General features: G+C 70.9%; 6 protein-coding genes and 1 pseudogene. All 7 read right to left on the reverse strand.

From position 1 onward, the window contains the following. Positions 1-1,342, reverse strand: a 1,342-nt coding sequence (locus tag G6027_RS08130; RefSeq protein ID WP_182636729.1) for a primosome assembly protein PriA, incomplete at its 3' end; no start/stop codon positions are given. 43 nt (positions 1,343-1,385) lie between these two features. Further along, on the reverse strand, positions 1,386-2,597 hold the full coding sequence (gene metK, locus G6027_RS08135) for a methionine adenosyltransferase (RefSeq protein WP_182636730.1): 1,212 nt from the start codon (positions 2,595-2,597) through the stop codon (positions 1,386-1,388). 57 nt (positions 2,598-2,654) lie between these two features. Further along, positions 2,655-3,935 (reverse strand): bifunctional phosphopantothenoylcysteine decarboxylase/phosphopantothenate--cysteine ligase CoaBC, encoded by a 1,281-nt coding sequence (gene coaBC / locus G6027_RS08140; protein ID WP_182636731.1) that lies wholly within the window; start codon positions 3,933-3,935, stop codon positions 2,655-2,657. Next, the gene (gene rpoZ / locus G6027_RS08145) at positions 3,932-4,216 is read right to left on the reverse strand and encodes a DNA-directed RNA polymerase subunit omega (protein ID WP_107747549.1); all 285 of its coding nucleotides are present in this window, start codon (positions 4,214-4,216) and stop codon (positions 3,932-3,934) included. The genes coaBC and rpoZ overlap by 4 nt, the downstream gene beginning before the upstream one ends. 72 nt (positions 4,217-4,288) lie before the next feature. Next, positions 4,289-4,894 carry a guanylate kinase gene (gmk, locus tag G6027_RS08150; protein ID WP_182636732.1) on the reverse strand — a complete coding sequence of 202 codons (606 nt, stop codon included), beginning with the start codon at positions 4,892-4,894 and terminating at the stop codon, positions 4,289-4,291. 7 nt (positions 4,895-4,901) lie between these two features. Beyond that, on the reverse strand, positions 4,902-5,225 hold the full coding sequence (mihF, locus tag G6027_RS08155) for an integration host factor, actinobacterial type (protein WP_007631925.1): 324 nt from the start codon (positions 5,223-5,225) through the stop codon (positions 4,902-4,904). Positions 5,226-5,663: 438 nt separating this feature from the next. Next, positions 5,664-6,011 (reverse strand): annotated as a pseudogene (locus G6027_RS18710) (orotidine 5'-phosphate decarboxylase); the annotation flags it as partial.

Genomic DNA, 6,011 nt, shown 5'->3' on the forward strand with positions numbered 1-6,011 from the left:
GGGACCCGCAGGCCACACACCGGAAACCCGGCTCCGGTGCGCCGCACCAGCCGCAGGCGAGTTCCACGGGCCCGTACACGGGATCCATCCGACCCGCGCGGAGCGGACCGTTGCACCGGCGACACCGGGCCGGGGTCCGACACGACCCACACAGCAGTGTCGGGATGTACCCCTTCCTCGGGACCTGCACGAGCACCGGGGCGTCCACGTCGATTGCCTCCCGGGCCATCGTGACCGCCACGGCGGGCAACCGGGTCCGTCCGCCGGCCACATCCCGGGCCTGGGTCGGATCCGCGTCGGAGAACGCGACGACGCGCGGGGCGAGCCCCCGGACGAGCCCGGGTTCGGGCCGGATCTCGTGTGCCCAGCCCGACCGCACGTACTCGGCCACCTCCGGGGTCCGATCAACAGAGCTCAGCAGCAACGGGGTGCCGTCGAGCACCGAGCGCTGCGCGGCGACCTCTCTGGTGTGCGGATAGGGGGCGCGGGGTTCCACGAACGAGTCGTCGCCGTCGTCGTGCAGCACGATCAGGCCCGGTTCCGGAAGCGGCGTGAACACGGCACTGCGCGTCCCCACCACGATCCGGGCGTGCCCCCGGACGGCCCGGAGCCAACGCCGGTACCGAGCGGAGGGGCCGATCCCCGCGGACAGGTCGACCACCATGTCCCGCCCCGTGGCTCCCCCGCCCACGATCTGCCGACACTCCGCGGTCAGCCGGTCGACGTCCCGCTGGTCGGGGACGATCAGCAATACCTGCAGCCCCCTCCGCCTGACCGAGTCCGCCAGGGCGGCGAGTGCCCGCGCCCAGTCCCGTCCGGGCGGAACGGTCCAGACGGCCCGCGCCGGGACCCCCCCGGTTGCCGCGTCGAGGAATCGGGCCACCATCGGGTGGTCGGTCCAGCCGACCGGGATCTCGACCGGTCCCTCCGTCACGCCCAGTGGTGGTTCCCGGTCCGGCACCGACTTCTCGGCCGCCGCGTGCCGCGGGGGGATCGCCAGTCGCAGGACGTCCGAGCGCATGCCCACCCACCGTCGGGCGACCAGTTCGACCAGGCGTAGCGACTCCGGCGTCAGCACGGGCTCCGGCGAGACGACGCGCTCCAGCCAGGCGAGCTCCCCGCGGTGATCGGTCTCGGCGGAGCGCTCGATGAGGAACCCGTCGACCAGGCGGCCGGCGAACCGCACGCGGACCCGGGTACCCGGGATCGCCTGACCGGCCAGGGACTCCGGGACCAGGTAGTCGAACTCCCGATCCAGATGCGGGAGACCGAGCAGAGGCAGGACCCGGGCCACGGGGGCATCAGCCGCCGCGACCCGGGCCGCTGGGCGCGTCGTGGTCACGGCCTCGGACTCTCGCACCCCGCTCCGACAACCGGGACGGTCGTCAGCGCCCGACGGCCTGCTTGAGCTCGTCGACGCGGTCGGTCCTCTCCCAGGGCAGGTCCAGATCGGTCCGGCCGAAGTGACCGTAGGCGGCCGTCCCGGCGTAGATCGGACGCTTGAGGTCCAGGTCGCGGATGATCGCGCCGGGACGCAGATCGAACACCTCGGTGACGGCCTCCTGCAGGGCCGCGATGTCGACCTTCTCGGTCCCGAACGCCTCGACGAACAGCCCGACCGGGGCGGCCTTGCCGATCGCGTAGGCGACCTGGACCTCGACCCGCTCGGCCAGGCCGGCGGCGACGATGTTCTTGGCGACCCACCGCATGGCGTACGCCGCGGAACGGTCGACCTTGGACGGGTCCTTGCCGGAGAACGCGCCACCGCCGTGACGGGCCATCCCGCCGTAGGTGTCCACGATGATCTTGCGACCGGTCAGGCCGGCATCACCCATCGGGCCGCCCAGCACGAACCGGCCGGTCGGGTTGACCAGGAGGCGCAAATCGCCCGTCTCGATACCGGCCGCCGCCTCGGCCAGGACCGGCCCGATGACGTGCTCGGTGAGGTCGTCGCGCAGCGTCGTCTCCAGATCGATCTCGGGTGCGTGCTGCGTCGAGATGACGATGGTGTCCAGGCGTACCGCCCGGTCGCCGTCGTACTCGATGGTGACCTGGGTCTTGCCGTCCGGCCGCAGATAGGCCAACGTGCCGTCCTTGCGGACCTCGGTCAGCCGGCGCGAAAGGCGGTGAGCCAACGCGATGGGCAACGGCATGAGCTCCGGGGTGTCCGAGCACGCGTAACCGAACATCAGGCCCTGGTCGCCGGCGCCCTGTCGGGCGATCGCGTCCTCGACCGGGTCGGTGGAGGTCCGTGCCTCGTGGGACGTGTCCACGCCCTGGGCGATCTCCGGGGACTGCTGTCCGATCGAGATCGACACGCCACAGGAGACGCCGTCGAAGCCCTTGTCGGAGGAGTCGTATCCGATCTCCACGATCTTCTCGCGGATGAGCTGCGGGATCTCCACGTAGCCACTCGTCTTGACCTCACCGGCCACGTGCACCATGCCGGTGGTCACCATGGTCTCCACGGCGACGCGGGCCTCGGGGTCCTGTGTCAGCATCGCGTCCAGGATGGCGTCCGAGATCGCGTCACAGATCTTGTCCGGATGCCCCTCGGTCACGGACTCGCTGGTGAACAGCCGACGTGCCTGCGTCACAGTGGTTCTCTCTTCCTGGTGCCGGATGCGGTGATCGGTCGATCGCGTGGGAACAGACTAGCCGGTGCGTTCCGCGGCGGTCCGCGCGGATGGTGCCGCGGCCACGGACACCACGGCGTCGAGGATCCGGCCGGCCAGGAGATCCTTGCTCGCCCTGTCCACCGGCTTCTCTCCGCCCGCGGCGTCGAGGATCCACCCACCGTTGACGTCCTGGCCGAAGGTGGTGCCGCGCCCGACCTCGTTGACGACGAGGAGGTCGCACCCCTTTCGGGCGAGCTTCGCCCGACCGTGCTCGAGGACGGATCCCGTGGAGTCACCGGTCTCGGCGGCGAACCCCACCAGGACGCACCCCGCGGGGATGTCTCCGGACCCTCGGGCTGCAACGAGCTCGGCGAGGATGTCCGGATTGCGTTCCAACCGGATCTGGGCCGGTTCGGACCCGCTGTCCTTCTTGAGCTTGGAGGACGACACGTCGGTCGGGCGGAAATCCGCCACCGCCGCGGCCTTGATCACCACGTTCGCGTCGGCCGCGGCGGCGAAGGTGGCGTCGCGCAGTTCGAGAGCGGAGTCGATGTGGATCGCCTCCACGGCCGCCGGAACCGGCAGTTCGGAGGCGGTCACGAGCGTGACCTGTGCTCCCCTCGCAGCCGCGACCGCGGCGATCGCATGCCCCTGCTTTCCGGAGCTGCGGTTGCCGAGGAACCGCACGGGATCGATCTCCTCGCGGGTACCCCCTGACGTCACCACGACCCGCTTCCCGGCCAGGTCCCACGGGAGCCCCCCGCCGTCGAGCAGGAGTCTCGCGAGACGAGCGATGTCGGCCGGTTCGGGCAGTCGACCGGCGCCGGTATCGGCCCCGGTGAGTCGCCCGGATGCGGGGGGCATGACGTGGACTCCGTCGCCCCGGAGGGTGTCGACGTTGCGCCTCGTCGCCGGGTGCTCCCACATCTCGGTGTGCATCGCCGGCGCGAGCAGGACGGGGCACCGCGCGGTCAGGAGGGTGGAGGTGAGCAGGTCGTCCGCCCGCCCGGAGGCGACCCGCGCGAGCAGGTCGGCGGTCGCGGGGGCGACGACGACCAGGTCTGCGCGCTGCCCGAGGGCGACGTGGCGGACCGACGGCACGTCCGAGAACACCCCGGTGGAGACGGGGTTCCCGGACAGGGCCTCGAAGGTGGCGGACCCGACGAATCGCAGGGCCGCCTCGGTGGGGACCACGTCGACGTGGCAACCCGACTCCGTGAGGAGCCTGATCAGGCCACAGGCCTTGTAGGCGGCGATTCCGCCGCCGACCCCGACGACGACGCGCGTGCGGCGCACGTCGCCCCCGGAGTGGGTCACTCTCCCTCGGCGCAGTCGAGCAGGTCGGAATGGAGCTCGCGCAGCGCGATGGTCAGCGGCTTCTCGTGCAGACCGGGGTCGACCAGTGGGCCGACGTACTCGAGGATGCCCTCCTCGATCTGGTTGTAGTACGAGTTGATCTGCCGTGCGCGCTTGGCGGCGAAGATCACGAGTGCGTACTTCGAGGACGCCCGCTCGAGGAGCTCGTCGATCGGCGGGTTGGTGATACCGATCGGGGTGTCGTACAACGGGGCTGCCGCTGCGGCTTCGATGGTGGCCACTATGGGTTCTCCTCTGGGGTACAGCCTGGGTGGTGCTCTGGCCTGGGTGGTGCTCTAGCGTCTGATTCGGCGTCAGTCTTGGCCGACCAGCAATGATACCAACTCATCGACCGCGACCTCGAGTTCGTCGTTGACGACGACCTCGTCGAACTCCCCGCGGGCGTCCATCTCGACCTTCGCCGTCTCGAGCCTGCGGGCGACGACCTCGTGCGGCTCGGTTCCCCGGCCGCGGAGACGGACCTCGAGCTCCTCCCACGACGGCGGGGACAGGAACACGGTGCGTCCCTCGGGAATGGACTCACGGATCTGCCGGACACCGGCGAGGTCGACCTCGATGAGGACCGGTCGGCCCTCCGCGAGGGCGTGACGGACCGGGTCGGCCGGGGTGCCCGAGAGCTGGAGGCCCCGGTGGATCTCGGCCCACTCGAGCATCCGACCCTGGTCGACGGCCTCGCGGAACTCCTCTGTGCTGACGAAGTGGTAATCGCGCCCGTCGACCTCGCCGGGACGTGGGTCCCTGGTGGTCATGGAGACGCTGAAGTAGAGGTCCGGAACGCGGTCACGAAGGCGTGCCACGACGGTTGACTTGCCGACGGCGGAGGGGCCGGCCAAGACGATCAGCCGGCCCCTCTTCGCCGTCGCTTCCGGGGACGAGACCCCGGATGACGGTGTGTTCATGCGTCGATCAGTCGACCGTGAAGTCGAACCGCTCGAGCAGTGCGCGGCGCTGGCGGTCTCCGAGACCACGCAGGCGACGCGTCGGTGCGATCTCCAGCTCGGTCATGATCTCCTGAGCCTTGACCTTACCGACCTTGGGCAGGGCCTCGAGCAGCGCCGAGACCTTCATCTTGCCGAGGATCTCGTCGCTCTCGGCATCCTTGAGCACCTGCTTGAGGTCGGTGCCACCACGCTTCAGGCGCTCCTTGAGCTCAGCCCGGGCGCGACGGGCGGCAGCCGCCTTCTCCAGAGCAGCGGCACGCTGCTCATCGGTCAACTGGGGAAGGGCCACAATTCCTCCGTCTCGTTCGTGTGTGTCTCATGACTCACGCGGGTGTCCACCGTAGGACATCCACGTGTGGTGTGCGGTGACCGGCCCCGGCGCGTCCGCGGGCTGCGGCTCGTGCCGGGAGCGGGCGCTCCCTCGTGCTCACCGTACCCGGGCGATTCCGCCCCCCTCGCGGGAGACCGGCACGGCGTCGGGCCTGATGACCTCAGCAACAGTACGCGGCCGAATGGCCTCGTCGTCGCGCGGGGCCCGGCGTGGCACCCCGCCTGAACTGCGGATTGACGTGTGAGGTGAGGAGAAGACTAACGCCGGTCGCGCGCTCTCGCGAACCGAACCGCCCGAAATGGCGCGACCGGGTCACGGCATCGCGCCCCGCGACGTGGCCCCTGTGACGCCAGCCATCCGCTGTGACACCAGCATTGCGCCGGGGCGCCGGACCGCTCAGGCGGGCCCGGCGAAACGATAGGTCTCGGCCAGGTCGCGGACCACCGCACGCATCGCGCCGACATCCGGACCCGACCGCAGGACGTGCCGGGAGACGTTGACGAGCGTGTGGGGCAGCGCGGGTCCGGCGATCCTCCGGACGTCCGCCAGCGTCCCCCCCTGCTCCCCCACCCCCGGCATCAGTACCGGTCCGGACAGCGCGTCCAGTCGCGGCGGGTCGGCGACCGTCGCGCCCACGACGACACCGAACGATCCCGGCGTGCCGGGCACCGACGCGGTGTTCCGGCGGCCCACCTCGTCCACGACCGACTGCGCGACCGTTCCGGAGGGACCGGCGGCCGACTA

It is taken from the genome of Dietzia sp. SLG310A2-38A2 (assembly GCF_014145095.1).
Taxonomy (GTDB): Bacteria; Actinomycetota; Actinomycetes; order Mycobacteriales; family Mycobacteriaceae; genus Dietzia.